Annotated in this window: 23 protein-coding genes; 9 read left to right on the forward strand and 14 right to left on the reverse strand. The window is 73.2% G+C overall.

What is annotated here, in order from left to right; genetic code table 11:
• Positions 1 to 18: 18 nt before the first annotated feature.
• The 4 genes from AB0M82_RS04490 to AB0M82_RS04505 form a co-directional block, all read right to left on the reverse strand.
• A complete protein-coding gene (locus AB0M82_RS04490) occupies positions 19 to 1,125 on the reverse strand; it encodes an SWIM zinc finger family protein (protein WP_364717656.1) in 1,107 nt (368 codons plus the stop codon).
• Positions 1,122 to 3,635, reverse strand: coding sequence for a DEAD/DEAH box helicase (locus tag AB0M82_RS04495; protein WP_364717658.1), 2,514 nt, complete (start codon positions 3,633 to 3,635; stop codon positions 1,122 to 1,124). The genes AB0M82_RS04490 and AB0M82_RS04495 overlap by 4 nt, the downstream gene beginning before the upstream one ends.
• 62 nt (positions 3,636 to 3,697) lie before the next feature.
• Positions 3,698 to 4,480, reverse strand: a complete 783-nt coding sequence (locus AB0M82_RS04500; RefSeq protein WP_364717659.1) for an ABC transporter permease — start codon at positions 4,478 to 4,480, stop codon at positions 3,698 to 3,700.
• The gene (locus tag AB0M82_RS04505; protein WP_364717661.1) at positions 4,477 to 5,418 is read right to left on the reverse strand and encodes an ATP-binding cassette domain-containing protein; all 942 of its coding nucleotides are present in this window, start codon (positions 5,416 to 5,418) and stop codon (positions 4,477 to 4,479) included. The genes AB0M82_RS04500 and AB0M82_RS04505 overlap by 4 nt, the downstream gene beginning before the upstream one ends.
• Positions 5,419 to 5,496: 78 nt before the next feature.
• Here AB0M82_RS04505 and AB0M82_RS04510 point away from each other — a divergent pair, with 78 nt between their 5' ends.
• On the forward strand, positions 5,497 to 6,273 hold the full coding sequence (locus AB0M82_RS04510; protein ID WP_364717663.1) for a TetR/AcrR family transcriptional regulator C-terminal domain-containing protein: 777 nt from the start codon (positions 5,497 to 5,499) through the stop codon (positions 6,271 to 6,273).
• On the opposite strand, the gene AB0M82_RS04515 is transcribed toward AB0M82_RS04510, so the two are convergent.
• Complete coding sequence (locus tag AB0M82_RS04515; RefSeq protein ID WP_364717664.1) at positions 6,256 to 7,434, reverse strand: cytochrome P450; 1,179 nt, start codon at positions 7,432 to 7,434, stop codon at positions 6,256 to 6,258. The two genes, AB0M82_RS04510 and AB0M82_RS04515, sit on opposite strands and share 18 nt — an antisense overlap.
• Positions 7,435 to 7,520: 86 nt before the next feature.
• On the opposite strand from AB0M82_RS04515, the gene AB0M82_RS04520 reads away from it, so the two are divergent.
• Genes AB0M82_RS04520 through AB0M82_RS04540 form a run of 5 tightly spaced genes read left to right on the forward strand, consistent with a single transcriptional unit; the run spans position 7,521 to position 11,474 of the window.
• A complete protein-coding gene (locus AB0M82_RS04520; protein ID WP_364717666.1) occupies positions 7,521 to 8,591 on the forward strand; it encodes a TetR/AcrR family transcriptional regulator in 1,071 nt (356 codons plus the stop codon).
• A gap of 22 nt (positions 8,592 to 8,613) precedes the next feature.
• Complete coding sequence (locus AB0M82_RS04525; protein ID WP_364718020.1) at positions 8,614 to 9,891, forward strand: RNA polymerase sigma factor; 1,278 nt, start codon at positions 8,614 to 8,616, stop codon at positions 9,889 to 9,891.
• Positions 9,888 to 10,655, forward strand: coding sequence for an alpha/beta hydrolase (locus AB0M82_RS04530; protein WP_364717668.1), 768 nt, complete (start codon positions 9,888 to 9,890; stop codon positions 10,653 to 10,655). The genes AB0M82_RS04525 and AB0M82_RS04530 overlap by 4 nt, the downstream gene beginning before the upstream one ends.
• Before the next feature lies 1 nt (position 10,656).
• Entirely contained in the window at positions 10,657 to 10,992 is a 336-nt protein-coding gene (locus tag AB0M82_RS04535; RefSeq protein ID WP_364717670.1) for a YciI family protein, read from the forward strand.
• The gene (locus AB0M82_RS04540) at positions 10,992 to 11,474 is read left to right on the forward strand and encodes a GyrI-like domain-containing protein (RefSeq protein WP_364717671.1); all 483 of its coding nucleotides are present in this window, start codon (positions 10,992 to 10,994) and stop codon (positions 11,472 to 11,474) included. Before AB0M82_RS04535 ends, AB0M82_RS04540 begins: the two co-directional genes overlap by 1 nt.
• A gap of 4 nt (positions 11,475 to 11,478) precedes the next feature.
• Here the strand turns inward: AB0M82_RS04540 and AB0M82_RS04545 are convergent, their stop codons facing one another.
• Positions 11,479 to 11,970 carry an anthrone oxygenase family protein gene (locus AB0M82_RS04545; protein WP_364717672.1) on the reverse strand — a complete coding sequence of 164 codons (492 nt, stop codon included), beginning with the start codon at positions 11,968 to 11,970 and terminating at the stop codon, positions 11,479 to 11,481.
• A gap of 82 nt (positions 11,971 to 12,052) precedes the next feature.
• Between AB0M82_RS04545 and AB0M82_RS04550 the strand changes: the two genes are divergently transcribed.
• Positions 12,053 to 12,985, forward strand: a complete 933-nt coding sequence (locus tag AB0M82_RS04550; RefSeq protein ID WP_364717674.1) for an AraC family transcriptional regulator — start codon at positions 12,053 to 12,055, stop codon at positions 12,983 to 12,985.
• Here the strand turns inward: AB0M82_RS04550 and AB0M82_RS04555 are convergent.
• The 7 genes from AB0M82_RS04555 to AB0M82_RS04585 form a co-directional block, all read right to left on the reverse strand.
• Complete coding sequence (locus AB0M82_RS04555) at positions 12,957 to 13,400, reverse strand: nuclear transport factor 2 family protein (protein ID WP_364717675.1); 444 nt, start codon at positions 13,398 to 13,400, stop codon at positions 12,957 to 12,959. The genes AB0M82_RS04550 and AB0M82_RS04555 overlap by 29 nt on opposite strands.
• Positions 13,397 to 13,831 carry an SRPBCC domain-containing protein gene (locus AB0M82_RS04560; protein ID WP_364717676.1) on the reverse strand — a complete coding sequence of 145 codons (435 nt, stop codon included), beginning with the start codon at positions 13,829 to 13,831 and terminating at the stop codon, positions 13,397 to 13,399. Before AB0M82_RS04560 ends, AB0M82_RS04555 begins: the two co-directional genes overlap by 4 nt.
• Positions 13,828 to 14,175, reverse strand: coding sequence for a metalloregulator ArsR/SmtB family transcription factor (locus AB0M82_RS04565; RefSeq protein WP_364717678.1), 348 nt, complete (start codon positions 14,173 to 14,175; stop codon positions 13,828 to 13,830). The genes AB0M82_RS04560 and AB0M82_RS04565 overlap by 4 nt, the downstream gene beginning before the upstream one ends.
• Before the next feature lie 39 nt (positions 14,176 to 14,214).
• Positions 14,215 to 15,276, reverse strand: coding sequence for a hypothetical protein (locus AB0M82_RS04570; RefSeq protein WP_364717679.1), 1,062 nt, complete (start codon positions 15,274 to 15,276; stop codon positions 14,215 to 14,217).
• A 233-nt stretch (positions 15,277 to 15,509) separates the two neighbouring features.
• Positions 15,510 to 16,091, reverse strand: a complete 582-nt coding sequence (locus AB0M82_RS04575) for a hypothetical protein (protein ID WP_364717681.1) — start codon at positions 16,089 to 16,091, stop codon at positions 15,510 to 15,512.
• Between the two features lie 55 nt (positions 16,092 to 16,146).
• Positions 16,147 to 17,364 carry a DUF6596 domain-containing protein gene (locus tag AB0M82_RS04580; RefSeq protein ID WP_364717682.1) on the reverse strand — a complete coding sequence of 406 codons (1,218 nt, stop codon included), beginning with the start codon at positions 17,362 to 17,364 and terminating at the stop codon, positions 16,147 to 16,149.
• Positions 17,361 to 17,705, reverse strand: a complete 345-nt coding sequence (locus tag AB0M82_RS04585; protein ID WP_364717683.1) for a YciI family protein — start codon at positions 17,703 to 17,705, stop codon at positions 17,361 to 17,363. Before AB0M82_RS04585 ends, AB0M82_RS04580 begins: the two co-directional genes overlap by 4 nt.
• A gap of 179 nt (positions 17,706 to 17,884) precedes the next feature.
• Here AB0M82_RS04585 and AB0M82_RS04590 point away from each other — a divergent pair, with 179 nt between their 5' ends.
• Entirely contained in the window at positions 17,885 to 18,931 is a 1,047-nt protein-coding gene (locus AB0M82_RS04590) for a tyrosine-type recombinase/integrase (protein ID WP_364717684.1), read from the forward strand.
• A 1-nt stretch (position 18,932) separates the two neighbouring features.
• Here AB0M82_RS04590 and AB0M82_RS04595 read toward each other — a convergent pair whose 3' ends face one another.
• Positions 18,933 to 19,094, reverse strand: coding sequence for a hypothetical protein (locus tag AB0M82_RS04595; protein WP_364717685.1), 162 nt, complete (start codon positions 19,092 to 19,094; stop codon positions 18,933 to 18,935).
• A gap of 25 nt (positions 19,095 to 19,119) precedes the next feature.
• Here AB0M82_RS04595 and AB0M82_RS04600 point away from each other — a divergent pair, with 25 nt between their 5' ends.
• Positions 19,120 to 19,629, forward strand: a complete 510-nt coding sequence (locus tag AB0M82_RS04600; protein ID WP_364717686.1) for a CGNR zinc finger domain-containing protein — start codon at positions 19,120 to 19,122, stop codon at positions 19,627 to 19,629.
• Positions 19,630 to 19,739: the final 110 nt, after the last annotated feature.

The raw sequence follows: 19,739 nt of genomic DNA on the forward strand, positions 1-19,739 counted from the left end.
CCGGGAATCCCGGCGTTTTCAGCCCAGCAGCAGCCCTGGGTCGGTCTCCGGCGTCCCCGCGGGCCACCACGCGTCGCCGTCGAGCCGGTACGGGTGCCATTGGCCCTGGTGGTCCAGCCGCACCTGCATCCCGCCGACCGTGCAGTGGTTGCGGTCGAACACCGGTTCCTCGTCCGTGACGTCGGCGAGCGCGGCGCGCGCGGCCGCCAGTGCGGTTTTCGGTGGCGTCCACGGCGCGTCGAGGACTTCGAGACCGGCACGTCCGCCGTAGGTCCAGGCCGCGACCGCCCGCCGGAAGCCGGGCCCGTCGCCGAGCCGCCCGGCGACCGAAGGGAACTCCGCGGCCAGCCGCACCGCGTCGTGCCGCCGTCCCGGCCACGGCTCCCCCGCCAGCAACGCCTTCGCCTGCGCCGTAGCGTTGGCGGTCAGCAGGGCGAAGGCTTCGGCGGGCACGCCGGGCGCGGCGGGAATCGACGGGGCGCCCGCCGGCTGGAAGCCGGCCAGGTCCGGCAGCTCCCCCGGCGTCCGGTCCTCGGCGGCGAAGTCCTCCCGCGGCGCGGTGCGGCTCTCCAGCTCCTCGCGGATCTCGCGCTCGCCCTTGCCCCGCATCAGCAGCAGCACGAACGGGTCCGCGTCCAGCAGCCACGACGCCTGGAACGACAACGCCGCCGCATGCTTGCAGGGCAGCTCCCAGCCCGGGCAGTCGCACTCCGGATCGAGGTCGCCGATCACGGGCAGCAGGTGGACGCCCGCGTCGTCGGCTGCCTCGACGAGATCGTGGGGCATGTCCCGGTCCAGCAGTGCCGCCAGGTGCCCCGCGCGCGACGCGACCCGGTCGAGGAACCGCGTCCAGTCCGCTTCGGACAGTTCCGCCAGCCGCAGCTCGGTCCGGAACGGGCCGCCGTCGACGTCGTCGACCACCGCCGCGATCCGGCCCGGGCTCACCGTGATCGGCCCGACCAGCCCGGCCGCGGCGTACTTGCGGCCCTGCTTGAGCTGACGCTGGTCCAGCGCGGTGTCCTCCATCGCGCTCAGCCAGGCCCGGCCCCACCACGACCTCGCGAACCGCCCGCGCGCCCCGGTGACCCCGAAGGCGGGGAACCCGCGTACCCGTTCGTCGCTCATCCGCGGCTCCTCAGCTCGACGAGCTCCGCGAGCTCGTTGTCCGACAGTTCGGTCAACGCGGCTTCGCCGCCGGCCAGCACCGCGTCGGCCAGTGCCCGCTTCTCCCGCAGCATCGCCGCGATCCGGTCTTCGACCGTGCCTTCGGTGACGAGCCGGTGCACCTGCACCGGCCGGGTCTGCCCGATCCGGTACGCCCGGTCGGTCGCCTGGTCCTCCACCGCCGGGTTCCACCAGCGGTCGAAGTGCACGACGTGGTCGGCGCGGGTCAGGTTCAGCCCGGTGCCGGCCGCCTTCAGCGACAACAGGAACACCGGCACCTCGCCGGCCTGGAACCGGGCCACCAGGTCTTCGCGGCGGGCCACCGGCGTGCCGCCGTGCAGCAACTGCGTGCCGATCCCGCGCGCGGCCAGGTGCTTCTCCAGCAGCCGGGCCATGGCGACGTACTGGGTGAACACCAGCACCGCGCCACCTTCGGCGAGGATCGTGTCCAGCAGCTCGTCGAGCAGCTCCAGCTTGCCCGAGCGGCCGCCGCCCTCTTCCGGAGACACGGCTTTCAGGTACTGCGCCGGGTGGTTGCAGATCTGCTTCAGCGCGGTCAGCAGCTTGACGATCCTCCCGCGTCGCGCCATCCCGTCGCTTTCGGCGATGTCGGCCATCATCTCCCGCACGACCGCCTCGTACAGCGCCGCCTGTTCGGGGCTGAGCGCCACCGGCCGGTCGGTCTCGGTCTTCGCCGGCAGCTCCGGCGCGATCCCCGGATCGGACTTGCGCCGTCGCAGCAGGAACGGCCGCAGCAACCGCGAAAGCCGCTCGGCCGCGGCCGCGTCCCCGGCTTCGATCGGCTTCGCCCAGCGGGCCCGGAACTCGGTCAGCGACCCGAGCAGCCCCGGCGCCGTCCAGTCCAGGATCGCCCACAGCTCCGCGAGGGTGTTCTCCACCGGGGTGCCGGTCAGCGCCACCCGCGCGGCCGCGGGCACCAGCCGCAACGCCTTCGCCGTGCCCGACCGGTGGTTCTTGACGTGCTGGGCCTCGTCGGCGACCAGCAGCCCCCACCGCACCCCGGCCAGCGGCGCGGGGTCGGTGCGCAGTGTGCCGTAGGTGGTCAGCACGAACCCGTCGACGTCGTCGAGGGACCGGGCGCTGCCGTGGAAGCGCCGCACCGGCACGCCGGGAGCGAACCGCCGGATCTCGCGTTCCCAGTTGCCCAGCAGCGATGCCGGGCACACCACCAAGGTCGGCCCGGACGCCCGGTGCAGGTGCAGCGCGATCAGCGTGACCGTCTTGCCCAGGCCCATGTCGTCGGCGAGACAGCCGCCGAGGCCCAGCCCGGTGACGGTGGCCAGCCACTGCAGCCCGCGCAGCTGGTAGTCGCGCAGGGACGCGGCCAGCCCGGCCGGCGGCGCCTCCGGTTCCGGCGGCCCGGACAGCCGTTCCCGCAGCCGCGCCAGCCACCCCTCGGTGACGACTTCGACCTGCTCGCCGTCGACCTCGGTGCTGCTGGACAGCACGGCGCCGAGGGCGTCGACCGGGGTGAGCGGCTTGAGCGACCGGTCCCGCGCCTTCGCCGCCAGCGCCGGATCGACCAGCACCCACCGGTCCCGCAGCCGCACCACCGGACGGCGGGCCTCGGCGAGCGCGTCCAGCTCCGCTTCGGTCAGCACCTCGCCGCCCAGGGCGAGCTGCCAGTCGAACGCCAGCGCCCGCCCACCGCCGAAGAACGACGGCAGGTCGGCCGGCGCGTCCCCGGCGCTCACCACGGCCCGCGCGGTCAGCGAACCCGCCAGCTCGGCCGGCCAGTGCACGTCGATCCCGGCCGCCGCCAGCCGCGGCGCCGCGGCCGCGACCAGCTCGCTCACGTCGTCCTCACCGAGGGCCAGCTCGTCCGGCACGGCCGAAGTGAGCAGCGGGCCCAGCGCCGGCCACACCTGCGCGCCCCGCCGCAGCGCCAGCACGACGTCGATGCGGGCCCGCGGCCCGAACCGGCCGGTGGCCCACAGTTCGGTCGCGTCGGCGAGCTGCCCCGGGTCGGCGAGGCTGTGCACCTGCACCACGGCGCGGTAGCGGCCGGCGTCGAATCCGCCGGGCGCTTCCACGCGCAGCGAAACCCGGATTCCCGAGTCGAGGCCCGCGGCCAGCTCGTCCGCCCAGTCGCGCACCGCCTCCGCCCGCTGCGGCGCGACCGCGGCGAACAACCGCGTCCCGGCCGCCTTCGCCGCGGCGGGCGTGCGGGGCAGCGTGTCGGCGACGGCGTCGAGGAAGGCCCGCAGCAGCGGACCCGGGGCCCGCTCGTCCGGCGGCATCGCGGCCGCCAGCTCCCGCAGCCACGCGGCTTCACCCGGTTCGAGCGGCCCGACGCGCCAGGCGTCGTGCCCGGCCGCGGTGACGCCGGGCAGCAGCCGACCCGCGGCGACCAGCCGCAGCGCGGCCTTCGCCGCCGTCGTCCAGAACACCGCGGACGGGTCGGGATCGGCCGTGGCCAGCAGTTCCGCGAGCCCGTCCACAACGGACATCCGGTGTGGACCGAGCACCAGTTGCCCGGTCCGCGGTGGTTCGCCCGGTTCGAAGTCGACGTTCAGTTCCCCAGCCTCCTGTATCGATGTACGGACAACGGCACGAACACCGCGAGCAGCACCAATGGCCACCCGACCGCCATCACCACCGGGTGCGCGCTCACCCACGACTGCCCGGCCGCTCCCGGGTTGCCGAACAGCACCCGCGCCGCCGTCACCGTGGAGGACAACGGGTTCCACTCCGCCACGGTTCCCAGCCACGCCGGCATCGTCGAGGTCGCCACGAACGCGCTGGAGAGGAACCCGAACGGGAACTCCAGCGTCTGCGCGAGCGTCACCATCGACGGATCGGACGTCAGCAGCCCCAGGTAGATCCCGGCGAACACCAGCGCCGTCCGCAGCAGGAGCAGCAGCCCCAGCGCCGCGAGGGTCTCGCCGAGGCTGCCGTGCGGCCGCCAGCCGACGGCGAACCCGCACCCGAGCAGCACCGCCAGCGCGAGCACCGCGTTCACCAGGTCCGCCGCCACCCGCCCGGTGAGCACCGCCGACGGCGCCATCGGCAGCGACCGGAACCGGTCGGTGACGCCTTTCGCCGCGTCGTCCAGCACCGCGATCATCGTCCCGGACAACCCGAACGCCATCGTCATCGCGAACATCCCCGGCATCAGGAACTCACGGTAGGAGCCGCCGCCGGGCACGGTCATCCCGCCGCCGAGCAGGTAGGCGAAGATCAGCATTATCAGGATCGGGAACGCCACGACCGTGGCCAGCCGGGCCGGCCGCCGCGCCAGGTGCGCGAGGTACCGCTGGGTCAGCGTCCACCCGTCTTCCAGCGCCCACCTCATCGGGCCACCTCCGTTTTCCCGGTCAGCCGCAGGAACACCTCGTCCAGCGTCGGGCGCCGCAGCGCGACGTCGGCCACCGCCAGCCCGGCCGTGGCCAGCTCGCGGACGACGTCGGTGAGCACCGACGCCTCGTCCGGCGCGGGCGCGCTCACCCGGAGTTCCTCGGTGACCGGCTCGGCGCCGGTGACGCGGGCGAGCAACGCCGTCGCCGCGGCGAGGACGTCCGGGTCGGTCACCACCAGCTCGATCCGGGTCGCCCCGAGCGAGCCCTTCAGCTCGGCCGGGGTCCCTTCGGCGATGACGCGGCCGTGCTCGACCAGCGAGATCCGGTCGGCCAGCCGGTCGGCCTCCTCCAGGTACTGCGTCGTGAGGAGCACGGTCGTGCCGTCGGCGACCAGGGACCGCACCGCCCGCCAGACCTCGGTGCGGCTGCGTGGGTCGAGCCCGGTCGTCGGCTCGTCGAGGAACAGCACCCGCGGCGTGGCGAGCAGCGACGCGGCCAGGTCCAGCCGCCGCCGCATCCCGCCGGAGTACGCCGAAACCGGCTTCGACCCGGTGTCCGCCAGGCCGAACCGCTCCAGGAGGTCGTCGGCGCGGCGCGCGGCCGCGCGTCGGCCCAGGTGGTGCAGCCGGCCGAACAGCACGAGGTTCTGCCGCCCGGACAGCAGTTCGTCCACCGCGGCCTGCTGGCCGACCAGCCCGATCGCCGAGCGCACTCTCGCTGATTCAGTGGCGACGTCGAACCCGGCCACCCGTGCGACGCCGCCGTCGTGGCGCAGCAGCGTGGACAGCACGCGGACCGCCGTCGTCTTGCCCGCACCGTTGGGTCCCAGCAGGCCGCACAGGGTGCCGGCCGGGACGGAGAGGTCGAACCCATCGAGGGCGTACGCGTCGCCGTAGTGCTTGCGAAGTCCCTCGGCGTGGATCTGCGGAGTCATCTTCCCCCAAACTCTGTACGTTGTACGAAGAAGAGGTTAGCACAACTCTGTACGACGTACGGGATTTGGGTGGGCAGAATGAGCGGCGTGAGCACGGAGGAGAACGGCGGCGGCGATCCGCGACGGGCGATCGAGCTGCTCTGGGGCGTGTCCGCACTCCCTCGGCGGGGCCCGAAACCGAAGCTGACCACCGCCGACGTCGTCCGCGCGGCGATCACGCTCGCCGACGCCGGCACCATCGACGCGGTCACCATCCGCCACGTCGCCGAGCACCTCGGCGTGGCCGCCATGTCGCTCTACACCTACGTGCCCGGCCGGGCCGAGCTGCTGGACCTGATGATCGACCACGTCCACGGCGAGCTGGCGGCCCCCGAGCCGGACCTCGGCTGGCGGGCGGCACTGACCGCGATCGCCGAAGACCAGTGGGCGCTCTTCCACCGCCACCCCTGGCTGCCGCAGGTCGCCACCAGCCGCTCGGCGCTGGGCCCGAACAGCTTCGCCAAGTACGAGAACGAGCTGCGCGCGGTCGAGGGCATCGGCCTCGACGACGTCGAAATGGACGCTGCGGTCGCCCTCGTCACCGGCCTGGTCCGGACCACCGCGCGCAGCTCGCTCGAGGCCGCCCGCCTGGTCCGCTCCAGTGGCATGACCGACGCGCAGTGGTGGGAGCGCGCCGCGCCGGTCCTGGCCGGCATCCCGGCCGCCGACGCGGCGCACTATCCCCTCTCCTCCCGGGTCGGCCAGGCCGCGGGCGAGTTCCACAACGCCGCCGAAGACCCGGCCCACGCCTTCCGCTTCGGCCTCGCCCGCGTCCTGGACGGCATCGAGGTGCTGGTGTCAGAGCGCCAGCCGTAGCTCCGCCGGCCGCCAGGTCCCGCCGTCCGGCGCGCGCGGCACGTCGTCGACGGCCAGCGCCAGGTCCGGGAAGCGGGCGAACAGCGTCGACAGCGCCACCTCCGTCTGCACCCGGGAGATCGACGCGCCCAGGCAGAAGTGCGGGCCGTGCGAGAACCCCAGCTGCGGCGGCCCCGAACGGGTGACGTCGAGGCGGTCGGCGTCGGCGAACACCCGCGGGTCACGGTCGGCGGCCACGATCGCCGCCGTCACCCGCTCGCCCTTGCGGATGACCTCGCCGTCGATCTCGACGTCCTCGCGCGCGAACCTCGGCGTGGTCAGCAGCTGCGGGCTGCACCAGCGCATCAGCTCCTCGACCGCGCCCGGCCACAGCGCCGGCTCCGCTCGTAGCGCCGCGAGCTGCTCCGGGTGCTTGAGCAGGGCTTCGACGGCGTTGGCGATGAGGTTCACCGGCGTCTGCCCGCCCAGCACCAGGTGCCAGACCAGGGTGACCAGCTCGGTATCGGTGAGCCGGTCACCGTCCTCGGCCTGGGCGCGCACCAGGTCGCCGATGAGGTCGTCACCCGGCTCGATCCGGCTGCGCGCCACGGCGCCCTTGGCGCCCTCGATGATCGCCGGGATCGCCGCGGCGAAGTCCGGGCCCATCCCGCCGGCCACCGCGGCGCCGTACTCGCGCCAGCGCGGCCGGTCGGCGTCCGGAACGCCGACCAGCTCGCAGATGACGTCGATCGGCAGCGGCCGCGCGAAGTGCGGCACCAGGTCGACGACGCCGTCCTCGGCGTGCGCGGGCAGCTCGTCGAGCAGTCGTCCGGTGATCGCCACCAGCCTCGGCCGCAGCTGCGCGGCCCGCTTCGGCGTGAACGCGGGCGCGACCAGCCGGCGCAGCCGCAGGTGCTCGGGCCCGTCCTGCTCGGCCATCGTCCGCATGTACTCCAGGCAGTGGTCGGGGATGCCGGGTGGCCGCATGAAGCTGCCGGAGTTCACCTCGAACCGGGGGTCGCTCAGCATCGCCCGGGCCTCGGCGTAGCGGGTCAGCGCCCAGAACGGGCCGAAGCCGGGGATCACCAGCTTGGCCAGCGCGCCCTCCTCCCGCGCCCGGTCGTAGGCGGTGAAGGGGTCGGTGAGCACTTTCAGGTCGGTCAGGTCGATCTCGGGGGTCATCCACCACTCCAGATGTTCAAATCAGATGTTCTAATCATCTCAGTGGTCACGGTATCTTGATCCGCGACACCACGGCAAGGAGGACGATGGTCAGGCTCAGCAGGGCGGAGACCCAGGAACGCAACCGCGCGAAGGTGCTCGCCGCCGCCCGCGACGAGTTCGCCCGGCGCGGCTTCCGCGAGGCCAAGGTCGACGTCATCGCCGAACGCGCCGAACTCACCCGCGGCGCGGTCTACTCCAACTTCCCCGGCAAGCGGGCCCTCTACTTCGCCGTCCTGGCCGACCTCGCCGAACGCGCGCCCCGGCCCGCGGCCCCGCCGCCGCACCCGAGCGCGTCCGACACCCTCGCCGCCTTCGCCCGCGCCTGGGTCGCCCGGCTCCCCCTGGCCACCGACAGCGACAGCGATGAGGCCCGCCTCGCCCGCGACCTGCTGCCGGAGATCCTCGCCGACGAACACACCCGCCGGCCGTTCGCGCAGCTCATGCGCGTCAACGCGATCCTGCTCGGGCTCGCCCTCGAACGCCTCCGCCCGGGACGGCGCCTGGTGCGGGTCGCCGAAACCGCGCTGACCACGCTGTACGGCGCGAGCCAGCTCGCCGCCGCCGCGCCCGGCTTCGGCGAGCCCTTCCACGTCGTCACCGCGTGCGCCGCCCTGCTGGACCTGGACCTCGCCGACGAGTGGCCCTCGACTCCGCCGATCGTGAGCCAGGCCCGCCGCACCGACGAACCGTGGCACCCGCCGACGGCCACCAACCTGCTGACCGGCGAACCCGTGCGACCCGGCGACGGCGTCGTCACCGTCCTCGGCCTGCACCGCGCCGCCGCCTTCGAAGAAGCCGTCCGCACCGGCGCGGACGTCACCGCGGTCCTCGTCACCAGCGACCCCGGCGAGCTCGCCCCGCTGGCCCGCCTCGCCGTCGCCGACCTGCGCGGCTGCCTCGACCAGGCGATCGCGCCGCCCACCCGGCCGCGGCTGCGGATCATCTGCGACGCGGGCGGCGCGCTCGCCGCGGCCACCGGCGTCACCGCGGTCAGCGACGCCACCGAAACGGCCGTCCGCGTCGAAGGCGGCCGGATCGTCATGCGCGCCGAGGGCTTCGGCGCCTGCCACGCGGCGGCTGTCGGTCCCGGGCCCGACCGTTCGTCGGGAGGGTGAACCGGCGGAAGGAGCAGCGGTGGTGGACGTCGAGACCGCGGTCGCGGAGGCCTTCCGCGAGGAGTGGGGCCAGGTCGTGGCCACGCTCATCCGGATCACCGGCGACTGGGACCTCGCCGAGGAATGCGCCCAGGAGGCGTTCGCCCTCGCCCTGCGCACCTGGCCTCGCGACGGCATCCCGCGCCGGCCCGGTGCCTGGCTCACCACCGCCGCCCGCAACCGCGCCACCGACCGGATCCGCCGCGAAACCGCCGGCGCCGCCAAGCTCCGGGAGGCCGCCCTGACGCACCACCCCGACGAACCCGGCTTCGACGACAGCGGCGTGACCGACGACCGGCTGCGGCTCATCTTCACCTGCTGCCACCCGGCACTGGCCACCGAAGCCCAGGTCGCGCTCGCGCTGCGCACCCTCGCCGGGCTGAGCACCGCCGAGATCGCCCGCGCCTTCCTCGTGCCCGAAGCGACCATGTCGCAACGGCTGGTGCGGGTGAAACGCAAGATCCGCCACGCCGGCATCCCCTACCGCGTCCCGCCCGCGCACCTGCTGCCCGAGCGCACCGCCGCCGTGCTCGGCGTGCTGTACCTGACGTTCAACGAGGGCTACTCCGCCAGCGCCGGCCCCGACCTGCTCCGCCCCGACCTCGCCGCCGAAGCCATCCGGCTCACCCGCGTGCTCGCCGAGCTGATGCCCGACGAACCCGAGGTCCTCGGCCTGCTCGCGCTGCTGCTGCTCCAGCACGCCCGCCGCGCCACCCGCGTCGGCACCGACGGCGAACTCGTCCCCCTCGAAGAGCAGGACCGCACCCGCTGGGACACCGCGCGGATCACCGAAGCCACCGGGATCCTGGAGACCGCGCTGCGCCGCCGTCACCCCGGGCCGTACCAGATCCAGGCCGCCATCGCCGCCTGTCACGCCACGGCGGCCCGGGCGGGCGACACCGACTGGGCCCAGATCGCCGGCCTCTACCGCGAACTGCGCAAGTTCGTGCCCAGCCCGGTCGTCGAGCTCAACCGCGCGGTCGCGGTCGGCATGGCCGACGGCCCGCTCGCCGGTCTCGCCCTCCTCGACGAGCTGACCACCGCCCTCGAGGGCTACCACCTGCTGCCGGCCACCCGCGCCGACTTCCTCCGCCGCCTCGGCCGCCACGACGAAGCGGCGCAGTGGTACGCCATTGCCCGCGACCTGGCGCCCACCGACGCCGAACGCCGCTACCTCACGCGCAGAATTTCCGAAACGGTGTCGGTCCCGGACGAGCCCGATCGTCGGGAAGGCGAACCCGACCACCGGAGGAACCCATGACCACCCTCGCCGTACCCGGCGCCACGATCACCTACGACGTCATTGGCGGCGGCCCCGTCCTGCTGCTGGTCCCGGGTGGACCCGCCGACGCCACGGTGTTCACGCCCATCCGGTCGCTGCTGGCCGAAGACCACACCGTGGTCACCTACGACCCGCGTGGCCTCTCCCGCAGCCCCCTCGACGGCGAACCGCCGGCTGTGGGGATCCTCCGCGAACACGCCGACGACGTCCACCGCCTGCTCGCCGAGGTCGGGCCCGCGGACGTCCTGGCCAGTAGCGGCGGCGCCGTCACGATGCTCGAACACGTCCTGCGCCACCCCGGTGACGTCCGCACGGTCGTGCTGCACGAACCACCGATCACCCGGTACCTGCCCGCCGAGACGCTCGCCGGGCCCGACATTCCCGCGATCTTCCGCGACCAGGGTGTCGGCGCGGCCTTCCCCGCCTTCATGGCGACCTTGGGCATCGACCCCCCGCCGCCGCTCGACCCGCGCGGGGAAGGCAACTTCGCCTACTTCTTCGGCCACCTGATGCCGGCCGTCGGTGCCTACGACCCGGATCTCGACGCGCTCCGGGCGACGTCGGCGCGGCTGGTCGTGGGCGCCGGAGAGAAATCAGCCGGGCAGCCGGCCCACGAATCGGGCCTCGGACTCGCCGCCGATCTCGGCCTGATCGCCCAACCGTTCCCGGGCGACCACGGCGGGTTCGCCGCCGAACCGGAAGCCTTCGCCGCGCGGCTGCGCGAAGTACTGAAAGGACGCTGAAATGCGGTACCTGCTGATGATCTGCGGGGACGAAACCGCCGAGGAGCACCAGTACGACGGGTGCGGCGGCTGGGGCGAGGACCTGGAACGCCGCGGCAAGATCCGCGGCGGCGGAGGGCTCCGCCCGCCGTCGGAAGCCACCACGATCCGCGTCCGCGACGGCGAAGTGCTGCTGACCGACGGGCCGTTCACCGAGGCCAAGGAACAGATCGGCGGCTACGTCGTCCTCGAGTGCGACGACCTCGACGAAGCACTCGAGATCGCGGCCAAGCACCCCGCCGCGACCTACGGCAGCATCGAGGTCCGCCCGATCCTGACCTTCGAGGAGCCCGCCTGATGCCGTCCATAGTGGACCGGCCCGCCCAGCGGTACGTCGCCGAGCGCGCCACCCTCGGAATTCCGGAGTTCCCGCGGATCGCCGACCGCCTCCCGCCGCTCATCGGCGGGGTGGCCGCGCAAGGCGTCGTGGCCGGGGCGCCGTTCTTCCGCTACCGGGTCATCCACCCCGGCACGCGGTTCACCGTCGAGGCCGGTGTCCCGATCGAGGGCGGATTCACCCCGGAAGAACCGGCCTTCCTCGGTGAGCTGCCGGCGGGCAGGTACGTCCTCGACACCTACGTCGGCGCCCCTGACGGCCTGGCCGCCGCGACGGAGTCGGTGCTCGCCTGGGGCGCGGCCGAGGGCGTCACCTGGGACCGCCGCGAAGGGCCCGACGGCGACGAGTGGGGCTGCCGCCTGGAGGTGCTGCGCACGAACCCGCGCGAAGTGCCGGACCCCACCCGGTGGGTCACCGACCTGCTCTTCCGCATCGCCGGCTGACCGGTCAGCGGCGGGTGAGCACGGCGGCGACCAGGCATCCGAAGCCCGCCGTGCTCACCAGGGCGCGCAGGACGTTCCAGCGCACCCACGCCGTCTCGAACCGTGCCCGGACCGCCGCGTAGTCGTCTCCGCCGCTTTCCAGTGCGTTGTTCAGGGGGATGTTCAGCGCGCCGGTGATCACCAGCATCGCCACCAGGAACACGAACCCCGCGATCACCCACGGCAGCGACCTCGAGCCCAGGTTCAGGAACACCGCCACGCCCGCCAGCAGCGGCGCACCCAGGAACGTCACCATGAACACCGGATTGATGATCGCGACGTTGATCCCGCGCATCGCCTCCACGAACGTCTTGTCGTCGCCGCCCGCCAGGCCCGGCATCACCGAGCAGGCGTAGGCGTAGAACAGCCCCGCGATCAACCCGGCCGCGACCAGCGCGGCCACCAGCACCACACCCGAGAACGTCGTCATCGCCTTCTCCTCCACCCTCGTCGTCATGCTCCCGAGTCAAGCCGCTGCGCGTGAGACTCTCCATAGTTGAAAGCCTCGATCGCATGTTTCAGCGTCTACCCTGAGGAGCATGGACCCCCTCGCCGCGCTCCTCGACGGCCCCCGCGCCCACGGCGCGTTCCTGCTGCGCTCGGTGCTCACCCCGCCGTGGTCGCTGCGCATCGAAGACCGGGCGCCCCTGACCGTCGTGTCGGTGGTGCGCGGCGAAGCGTGGATCGTGCCCGACGCCGGCGAAGCCGTGCCGCTGGGCGAAGGCGACGTCGCGATCGTCCGCGGCCCCGGCCCCTACCTCGTCGCGGACCACCCGACGACCCCGCCGCAGGCGCTGATCCTGCCCGGCCAGGAGTGCCGCACCCCCGACGGCGGGCACCTCACCGAACTCGCCGACGTCGGCGTCCGCACCTGGGGCCACGGCACCGACGGCCCGGTCGTGCTGCTCACCGGCACCTACGGCATGGAAGGCGAGCTCAGCAAGAAGCTCCTGGCCGCACTGCCCACGCTGATCGTCCTGCGCGCCGCCGACTGGCCCACCCCGCTCGTCGGCCTGCTCGCCGTCGAAATCGGCCGCGACGTGCCCGGCCAGGAAGCCGTTCTCGACCGCCTGCTCGACCTGCTGCTGATCGCCGCGCTGCGGGCCTGGTTCGACCGGCCGGACACCAGCGCGCCCGCCTGGTACCGCGCCCACGACGACCCGGTCGTCGGACAGGCGCTGCGGCTGCTGCAGCACCAGCCCGCCGAGCCGTGGACGGTCGCGAAGCTCGCCGCCAACGCCGGCGTCTCCCGGGCGGCGCTGGCCCGGCGGTTCGCGGCCGCCGTCGGCGAAACACCGATGGCCTACCTCACCCGCTGGCGGCTCGCCCTCGCCGCGGACCTGCTGCGCCAGCAACCGGACGCCACGATCGGCGCGGTCGCCCACCAGGTCGGCTACGGCAGCGCGTTCGCCCTCAGCGCGGCCTTCAAGCGCGAGTTCGGCGTCAGTCCCCAGCGGTACCGGTCGGCCTGAGCGCCGTCAGCGCCTGGCCGGTGGCGCCGTTGAACGGCACCGAACTGTGCTCGTGCACGATCTTCCAGCCCTCGGCGAGCTTCCGGAAGCCGACCGTGGAACGCACCCACATCGCGACCTCGGCGCCGTCGCGCATCGTGCCCCGCACGTGAAACAGGTAGTGCGCGAACGCGACCGGCCCGGCAACGGTCACCTCGAGGTCGCGGATCCGCAGGCCGATCTCCGTGCGGTAGGCGCCGAACCACGTCTCCAGCCGCGTCCGCTCGACGTCGGCGCCCCGATCGGCCAGCGGCCCGACCGCGTCGAACAGCGTGACGTCCTCGGCGTACTGCGTAGCCAGCGCGTCGACGTCTTTCGCGGCGACGGCGGCGACCCGGCCCTCGATCAAGCGGGTCAACTCCGCGACGGCGTTCACGACCCCAGTTCCTTGGCCAGCCTGGCCAGCTGGTCGCCGGTGCCCTGCTCCCGCCAGGCCGGCTCCTCCGCGCCGTCGAGGAAGGTGTCCTGCTCGGTCAGGATCAGGCGGGTGCCGTCGCCTTCGCCGACCAGCTCGATCGTGGTGACCGAGACCGTCGCCAGCGTGCCCCCGCCGCTCAGCGCCCCGGAGTAGACGATCCGCCGCTCCGGCACGATGTCGTGGTAGGTCGCGACGAAGATCAACGCCGTGCCGTCCGGGCCCGAGGCATGCAGGGCTTCCCGGCCGCCGACGCGGAAGTCCAGTTCGTGCGTCCCGTTCGTGACGAACCAGCGGGCCTTCGCGGCCGGGTCGGCCCAGGCGGCGAAGACTCGCTCGGGCGGCACCGGGTAGCTGCGTTCGAGGCTGAAAGTGCTGTGCAGGACCGTCATGACGTGCTCCCTTCCGAGGTGTCCGGTCCGGCGAGGAAGTCACCGAGCCGGTCGAGCCTGCCCTCCCACGAGGTGCGCTGCCGCCCCAGCCAGTGCTCGCCGACCCGCAGCGCCTCCGGTTCGATCCGGCAGGTGCGGACGCGCCCCACCTTCTCCGACCGCACGATCCCCGCGGCCTCCAGCACCTGCAGGTGCTGCACCACCGCGGCGAGCGACATGGTCAGCGGCTCGGCCAGTTCGCTGACCGACGCCGGACCGCGCACGAGCCGCTCCACCAGCGCCCGCCGCGTCCGGTCACCCAGCGCGCGGAACACGAGGTCCAGCGACTCCTCATGGTTAAGCATGTCCTTAAGTTATGCCCGCCACCCACGATAGTCAAGTAACTACTTGAGCATTGTGACGACGTCCTCGGGGAGCTCCAGACCCGGAATCTCCCGCAGCACCGCCAGGATCCTGGCCAGCGCACGTTCGGCCGCGTCCGCCCGCGCGGCGGACGTCCGGAGTTCGGCGCCGAGGTTCGTCGTGGTCTCGTGCATCGACCGGACGGTCTGCTCGTGCGCCGCCTGCAGCTCGGCCAGCCGCCCGTCGAAGCCGGCGCGCAGCTGTTCGGCGTCCACCCGCGCCCGTTCGAGCACCGCCTGCTGGGCCGACTGATGAGCCGCGGCCGTCCTGGTCAGTTCCTCACGTGCCACGTCGAGCCGTTCGGTGGCGGCGTCGGCCCGGGCTTCGGCCGCTTCGGCCCGTGAAGCGGCCGCCTGCCCGCGACCGCGTTCCTCGTCGAGGGCCACACGGGCGGCCGTCAGTTCCGCGGTCAAGGTGGCGATCGCCGTGGCTCGCTCACCGGCCAGCGCCGCGGCGGCCTCGGCTCGTTCGCCGGCCCGGGCCAGCTCGTCACGGACCGCGGCCAGCTGACCTTCGGCGCGTTGCTGCTCCTGCACGGCTGCCCGGCGGGCACTGCGCTCGGCCTCCCGGTCCCGGGCGGCCGCGGCTTTGTCCTTCTCCGCGGTGGCGGCGGTCCGGGCGGCCTCATCCGCGGCTTCCCGGGCCTGAGCGGCTTCGGCTTCGGCGAGACCGCGCTGACGGCGGTGCTCGTCGGCCTCGGCCAGGGCCGCGTCCCGTTCCGCGAGTGCGGTGGCGGTGGTCGCTTCGAGCTGGTGGCGCAGCGTCGTGAGCGTTTCGACGAGCCCGCGAGCCGGTTCCAGCACCCGATCGACCTGACCGGCGAGCGCCGTGACGGCGGTGTCGTCGAGCGCGGTGTCGCTCTCCCGCAGCGACTCCGCGTCCGACAGGACGGCTTCGGCGTCACGGCAGCTGAGGTTCCGCCGCCCCCACGTCTTCCCGTCCTGGCAGAACCGGGCCCGGCTTCCCCGCCCTACCGCGGGCGGCAGCGGCGCTCCGCACCGCCGGTACTCGCACACCCGAACCTGACCAGCGTCTTCCGTCATGATCAGACCCTATCAAACGTTCTAATCAAAACCAGAATGAGCTGTTCTAAATCTGAACGATGAACTGAGGGCTCTTGAGTTTGGATAAGGTCACATATCCGAACTCAGAACCCGGCACGGGTGCCTGGGACGCGATAAGGGGGCAGATGGCGCCGCGAAAACCAGGCTCCCGCTGGAGCAGGCGGCGAAGGCGCACGAGCTCAGCGAGTCCGGCCGTCGCGTGACACCCGCCCTCAGGGCGTCGGACTCCACCTGACCTCGCGCAGCGGACCGAACCGCGCCGTCATCTGTTCGCCCCGATGGTCCTCGAGCCAGACATCCGCGGTGCCACTCGTGCCGATCCGCACACCGTCGAGGTAGAACGGATCAAAGAGGATCTCCGCCCCTTCGAACATCAACTCGGCGGCCCGGTAGATCCCGCGCTCGGGGTCCGACTCGTCGTTCACGAAGAGCCGCATCCCGACGCAGGGCACGTCGGTGCGGCTCCCGAGGTAGTGCGTCCCCACACTGGCCGCGACCAGGTCTTCGTCGGGATCCTCGGTCAGGTACGACTCGTACTCGATCTCCTCGACGACGCGGAACCGCAAGCCCCCGCAGTTGTTCACAGCGGACAGTTGGAGGTAGCCACTGTCGCTTTCCAGGTAGACGGTGGAGGCCAGAGGGCGCAGCACGGCACTGCGTCCGCTACGGTCGACCCACCCCGGCAGCAGTACGTCGCTGATCCGCGCCTCTTGCAGGAACGCGAGGACGGTTTCCCATTCGTCAGGCTCCGCCGGGATATCCACCGCGTCATCGTACGGACGCGGTTCGGTCACGCTGGCCGATGTCAGCGCGGTTCAGACCTGGGTGCCCCCGCGTCCGCCGGTTCTCCTACGTCCTCTCACCCGGCAACCGCTGACGGCACACGGCGAGCTTGCGCCGCAGCAAAGCCTCCTCCGCGCCGTTGCGGGTCAGGTCGATCGCCGTCGTATACGCCGCCACCGCTTCCCCAGTCCGACCCAGCCGATCCAGCAGGTCCGCGCGGATCGCGTGGTACAGCGCGAAGTGCGTGAGGTCGAGGTCCTCGACGAGAACCAGTCCCGCGGCGGGACCCTCGACCTCGGCGACCGCGACCGCGCGGTTCAGCGCCACCACCGGCGTCGGGGTGACGGCCAGCAACTGGTCGTACAGCGCCTTGACCTGGGTCCAGTCCGTGGGCACGTCGCTGTGGACGGCCTGGATCGCCGCCTGGATCTGGTACGGGCCCGGCTGGTCGCGGCGCAGGCAGCGGCGGACGATCTCCTGGCCCTCGGCGATCAGGTCCGCGTCCCACCGCGAACGGTCCTGACCGGCCAGCAGCACGAGCTCGCCCTCGGCGTTCGCGCGGGCGGCGCGCCGCGCGTCGATGAGCAGCATCAGCGCGAGCAGGCCCCAGACCTCCGACTCGTCGGGCATCAGGCCGGCCAGGACACGGGCGAGCCGGATCGCCTCCCGGCACAGGTCGGCGCGGACCAGCTCAACCCCCGCGCTGGCCGTGTAACCCTCGTTGAAGACCAGGTACAGCACGGCGAGCACGGCGGACAGCCGCGCGGGCAGGTCGGCGTCCCGCGGCACGCGGTACGGGATGCCGGCGTCGCGGATCTTGTGCTTCGCGCGCACGATCCGCTGGGCCATGGCCGGCTCGGCGACCAGGAACGCCGACGCGATCTCCGCGGTGGTCAGCCCGCCGAGCAGCCGCAGGGTCAGGGCGACCTGGGTGGGGCGGGCCAGCGCGGGGTGGCAGCAGGTGAAGATGAGCCGGAGCCGTTCGTCGGGCACGGCACCCTCCTCGACGGGCTCGGTCGCGAAACGCAGCAGGGCGGCCTGGGCGTGTTTGTCCTCCCGGGCGGCTTCCCGGCGCAGCCGGTCGACGGCGCGGTTGCGTGCGGTGGTGATGATCCAGCCCGCCGGGCTCGGCGGAAGCCCGGCGGCCGGCCAGCGCCGCACCGCTTCGGCGAACGCGTCCTGGACGGCTTCTTCGGCGATGTCGATGTCGCCGAAGGCCCGCACCAGGACGGACACCGCGCGGCCGTACTCCGCGGCGAAGACCCGCTCGATCTCGGAGGTCATCCGCTGAAGGGCCGCACCTCGACGGGCAGCGGGGCGACGGCGTCGGCGAGCCTGCCGCCCCAGGACAGGCTGGCGTCGAGGTCGGGCGCGGTGATGATGGTGAACCCGCCGAGGTGTTCCTTGCCTTCGGCGTAGGGGCCGTCGGTGACGAGCGTGTCGCCGTCGGCGGCCCGCAGCACGGTGGCGGTGGACGGCGGGTGGAGGCCGCCGGTGAACACCCAGGCCCCGGCCGTCTTCAAGTCGGCGTTCAGTGCGTCGAGCTTCTTCATGACGCCCTCGAGCACCTCGGGCGGCGGGGTCGGGCCGTCGGGCTGGTAGATGCTGAGCAGGTACTGCTTCACGTCGTCCTCCTCGGGTCGGTGTCTTCACCGCTGATACGAACGGCTCCCGCGCGGATCGACAGCGCCCCTGAAGAAATTTTGCGTGGACACGCAGACAGGATCAAGGCGTGAAGATCCACGCGTCCGGCCACGAAGCGGTGGCCCTGCCCGCGGAGATCGACATCCCGTAACCTCGGCGCGTGCCTGGCGACCTGGAACCGGTGACCGACGCGGCCCTGGCCGCCGCGAGCCCGCGGGACCGGCTCGCGCTGCTGGACGAAGCCGCGGCCCGGCACGTCGAGGGGCAACGCCCACCGAACACGCTCAAGGCCTACGCCCAGGACTGGCAGGTGTGGCAGGACTACACCGCCGAAGCCGGGATCCCGCCGCTGTCGGCGTCGGTCGGCGCGCTGACCGGGTTCGTCGTGTGGCTCGAACGCGGCCGCACGCTGCGGCCGGACGAGCGGGCCGTGCCCGAAGTGCCGGAACGAGCCGCCCCGGCGGCGCCGTCGACGATCGAACGGCGGCTGACCGGGGCGCTCGCCGGGCTGCGGCACCACAAGGTCGTCGTCGACCCCGAAGCGAGCCGCGCCGCTTGGCGGGCGCTGAAGGGATACCGGCAGCGGCTCGCCCGGGAGGGGATCCAGCGCGGCCGCGGCAAGGCCACCATGGTCACCCTGACCGACCTGCGGGCGATGTCGCGGGCGTGCCCCGACACCCTCGCCGGCGCCCGCGACCGGGCGATGCTCTTGATCGGGTTCCCGATCGCCGCGCGCTGCTCGGATCTGGCGAACCTGCTGGTCACCGACGTGGAGCCGGTCGACGACCGGGGCCTGGCGGTGACCGTGCGACACGGCAAGAGCACCGGCGACATGGTCGTCCCGCGGCGCGACAGCCCCGACACCGATCCGGTGCGGGCGTGGCACGCGTGGCGGTCCGGCGCCGGGATCACCGAAGGACCCGCGTTCCGCCGGGTCGACCGGCACGGCAACGTCGGCGCACCCGCGCTGAGCACCACCGGCGTCAACCAGATCCTCACCCGGGCTGGGGTCCGGGCGGGCCTGCCGTACCCGGTGACCGGGCACTCCCTGCGGTCCGGGTTCGCGACGGAGGCGCGCCGGGCCGGGGCCGACGATCTCGCCATCGCCGACCAGGGACGGTGGGTGCGCGGCAGCCGCGCGCTGTACGAGTACATCCGCCGGGTCGACCAGTGGAACGACAACGCGGCGGGCGCGCTGGACCTCTGATTCACCGGGCTTGGGTCGCGCCGACGACTTCGCCGTCGAGCCGGGCGAGCCAGCTGCCGCAGACGCAGCGCACGTAGTCGAGCCGGGCGGAGACGGGCTGGGCCGCGGTCGCCGGGAGTTCGGCGAGCGGCCAGCCGCAGCGGGGGCAACGGTTCCGGTCCATGCGCCGATCGTGCTGTAATGACTTAGTGCACTTCAACCCTTACGGCGGTGCGGCCGCGCGGGTGGCCGCCGACCTGGTGAACGCGGGCTCCGCGAGCGAGCTCCTCGACGGAATGGTCCGCAACGGCATGGCGATCGCTGCCCTGACCGACGACGAAGCGGCCCGGATCGCGGGGTGGGCGCACCGGCTGCGCCCGGTGTTCGCCGCCGCACCCGAGTCACGTCCGGACCTGGTCAACGAGCTGCTCGCCGAGGCGGCGTGCCGGCCGTACATCACCACCCACGACGGCAAGCCCCCGCACCTGCACTACTCCGCCGAAGACGCCGGCCCGGTCGGTCGCGTCCGCGCCTACACCGCCGGCGGCCTCGCCCACCTCGTCTGCGAAGCCCCGGACCGCCTGGGTATCTGCGGCCGCGAAGGCTGCGAAACGGCGTACGTCGACACTTCGCGCAACGGCCGCCGCCGGTTCTGCTCGACGCGGTGCGCGACCCGAGTTCACGTCGCCGACCACCGGGCCCGGCAGCTCAGCGCCTAGCGGACACGCCGACCCCGAGTGGCCGGCGTGCGCCGTGACCAGGACGGCGTCCTCGGCCATCTCACGCCTCCGTCTCGGCGAAATCGGCGCCGCGGATGATCCGGACCGGC

This window comes from Amycolatopsis sp. NPDC051128 (genome assembly GCF_040682715.1).
Lineage (GTDB): Bacteria > Actinomycetota > Actinomycetes > Mycobacteriales > Pseudonocardiaceae > Amycolatopsis.

What these genes read in the sequence shown, in the direction of transcription:
- AB0M82_RS04565 (WP_364717678.1), bottom strand. Translation starts at nt 14,175, where the DNA reads ATGCTTAACCATGAGGAGTCGCTGGACCTCGTGTTCCGCGCGCTGGGT.
- AB0M82_RS04560 (WP_364717676.1), bottom strand. Translation starts at nt 13,831, where the DNA reads ATGACGGTCCTGCACAGCACTTTCAGCCTCGAACGCAGCTACCCGGTG.
- AB0M82_RS04515 (WP_364717664.1), bottom strand. Translation starts at nt 7,434, where the DNA reads ATGACCCCCGAGATCGACCTGACCGACCTGAAAGTGCTCACCGACCCC.
- AB0M82_RS04500 (WP_364717659.1), bottom strand. Translation starts at nt 4,480, where the DNA reads ATGAGGTGGGCGCTGGAAGACGGGTGGACGCTGACCCAGCGGTACCTC.
- AB0M82_RS04570 (WP_364717679.1), bottom strand. Translation starts at nt 15,276, where the DNA reads ATGACGGAAGACGCTGGTCAGGTTCGGGTGTGCGAGTACCGGCGGTGC.
- AB0M82_RS04545 (WP_364717672.1), bottom strand. Translation starts at nt 11,970, where the DNA reads ATGACGACGAGGGTGGAGGAGAAGGCGATGACGACGTTCTCGGGTGTG.
- AB0M82_RS04550 (WP_364717674.1), top strand. Translation starts at nt 12,053, where the DNA reads ATGGACCCCCTCGCCGCGCTCCTCGACGGCCCCCGCGCCCACGGCGCG.
- AB0M82_RS04535 (WP_364717670.1), top strand. Translation starts at nt 10,657, where the DNA reads ATGCGGTACCTGCTGATGATCTGCGGGGACGAAACCGCCGAGGAGCAC.
- AB0M82_RS04495 (WP_364717658.1), bottom strand. Translation starts at nt 3,635, where the DNA reads ATGTCCGTTGTGGACGGGCTCGCGGAACTGCTGGCCACGGCCGATCCC.
- AB0M82_RS04505 (WP_364717661.1), bottom strand. Translation starts at nt 5,418, where the DNA reads ATGACTCCGCAGATCCACGCCGAGGGACTTCGCAAGCACTACGGCGAC.
- AB0M82_RS04540 (WP_364717671.1), top strand. Translation starts at nt 10,992, where the DNA reads ATGCCGTCCATAGTGGACCGGCCCGCCCAGCGGTACGTCGCCGAGCGC.
- AB0M82_RS04510 (WP_364717663.1), top strand. Translation starts at nt 5,497, where the DNA reads ATGAGCGGCGTGAGCACGGAGGAGAACGGCGGCGGCGATCCGCGACGG.
- AB0M82_RS04490 (WP_364717656.1), bottom strand. Translation starts at nt 1,125, where the DNA reads ATGAGCGACGAACGGGTACGCGGGTTCCCCGCCTTCGGGGTCACCGGG.
- AB0M82_RS04520 (WP_364717666.1), top strand. Translation starts at nt 7,521, where the DNA reads ATGGTCAGGCTCAGCAGGGCGGAGACCCAGGAACGCAACCGCGCGAAG.
- AB0M82_RS04580 (WP_364717682.1), bottom strand. Translation starts at nt 17,364, where the DNA reads ATGACCTCCGAGATCGAGCGGGTCTTCGCCGCGGAGTACGGCCGCGCG.
- AB0M82_RS04595 (WP_364717685.1), bottom strand. Translation starts at nt 19,094, where the DNA reads ATGGACCGGAACCGTTGCCCCCGCTGCGGCTGGCCGCTCGCCGAACTC.
- AB0M82_RS04530 (WP_364717668.1), top strand. Translation starts at nt 9,888, where the DNA reads ATGACCACCCTCGCCGTACCCGGCGCCACGATCACCTACGACGTCATT.